Here is a 1,517-nt window from a genome sequence, read left to right as displayed (position 1 = left end):
GGGTCCGTAGGTGTCGACGTACTCCACCCCGTTCCAGGCCGCGACCAGGCGCAGCATCAGGTTGACCCGCTTCCCCGTGTCGCGCAGGTACGGGAAGTCGCCGCGCGCGAACGGCACGGTGGGGAAGCAGCCGGAACCGTCGTCGGGCAGCAGGTCCGGGTAGCCCACCAGCAGCACGCGGGCGTGCGGGGCCCGCGCGTGGACGGCCCGCAGCACCCGGTCCACCTTGGGCGCCGTACGGGCGGCGGCAGCCGTCAACTCGTCGTATCCGGCCGCCCGGTAGGAGCGTTCGCACGGGTTGCCCGTCGGGTCGGCGGCGCCGAGGCGGGCGCAGGTGGCGATGATCGAGCCGAAGCCGACGTCGTTGCCGCCGATCTGCACGGTGACCAGGTCGGTACCCCGGTTCAGCGCGTCCAGCTGGGGACCGTTGCTGCCCTGCGCCCTCCACATCTCGGCGGTCGTCGCGCCGGAACAGCTCACGTCCTCGAAGGCGCCCACCCGCCGTGCGGAGGCCACCAGCGAGGGGTAATTCCGGTTCGAGCGGGCGCAGCCCGCGTCCACCTGGTCCGGTATCAGCGGGCCCGAGGTGTACGAGTCGCCGAGCGCCACGTACTCCGTGCCGTGGCCATGGGGCTGTGCCGCCGCCGGGACCACCGAACCGGCGACCAGGGCGCAGCCGCCGAGCAGCGCCCCCAGCCCCGCCCGCCGACGCCGTCTCGCCGTCTCTTCGTCACGCGCCATGAGATCGTCCCCCTCGGGTTCCGGCCCGGCGCTCCCCGCGCCCTCGACCGGCCTTGTATACCTCCGGGCCGGCCCCCGCCACCAGAAGCCGGACCACGTCAACTGCGGCACCGCAGGTCACAGTTGTCCCAGGTCCGGTGTGGAAGACTCCAGAAACTCCGTCACCGTACCCAGGAGGGGCACCGCTCGATGGCCGTCATCCACAAGACCACCCTCACTCCGACCAAGGTCGAACTCCTCACCTCCTGGCTTCCCGGCCGCCCCTGGTACCGGGGTTCGGGCACGCCCGAGCTGGAGCGGACCGGCGGCTTCCGGCTGGACGACCCGGCGGGCGAGGTCGGCATCGAGTTCATGGTGGTGACCGACCGTTCCACCCCCGAACCCACCGCCTACCTGGCCCCGCTCACCTATCGCGGCGCACCCCTCGCCGGTGCCGAGGACGGTCTGATCGGCACCACGGAACACGGCGTCCTGGGCAAGCGCTGGGTCTACGACGGCTGCCACGATCCGGTGCTGACCACCGAACTGCTCGCCCTGATCGGTGGCACCGCGCAGGCCATGGCCCAGAGCATCACCGACACCCCCGACCCCGAGGTCACCCGCTCCCACACCGGCGACCCCCTCCCGTCGGCCGCGCACACCCCGGTCCCCGTCGACGACGCGGACGGCACCCACCTGCCCGCGCCCCACGGCACTGTGCTGCACGTCCACCGCGTCCTGCGCCCGGTCCCCGGCGCCGAGGCGCCCGGCCGTCCCGAGGGCGCGGTCGGCCATGT

2 protein-coding genes are annotated in these 1,517 nt (G+C 73.2%); one reads left to right on the top strand and one right to left on the bottom strand.

Translation table 11 applies throughout. From position 1 onward, the window contains the following. On the bottom strand, positions 1–741 hold a 741-nt coding region (locus GT030_RS00655; RefSeq protein ID WP_161199310.1), incomplete at its 3' end, for an SGNH/GDSL hydrolase family protein. Positions 742–930: 189 nt separating this feature from the next. Here GT030_RS00655 and GT030_RS00650 point away from each other — a divergent pair. Beyond that, the coding region (locus GT030_RS00650) for a 1,4-alpha-glucan branching protein (protein ID WP_161199309.1) at positions 931–1,517 on the top strand (587 nt) is incomplete at its 3' end.

The sequence above is a fragment of the Streptomyces sp. SID1328 genome, assembly GCF_009865595.1.
GTDB classification, from domain to species: domain Bacteria; phylum Actinomycetota; class Actinomycetes; order Streptomycetales; family Streptomycetaceae; genus Streptomyces; species Streptomyces griseoluteus.
This window is presented reverse-complemented; position numbering and strand designations above follow the sequence as displayed.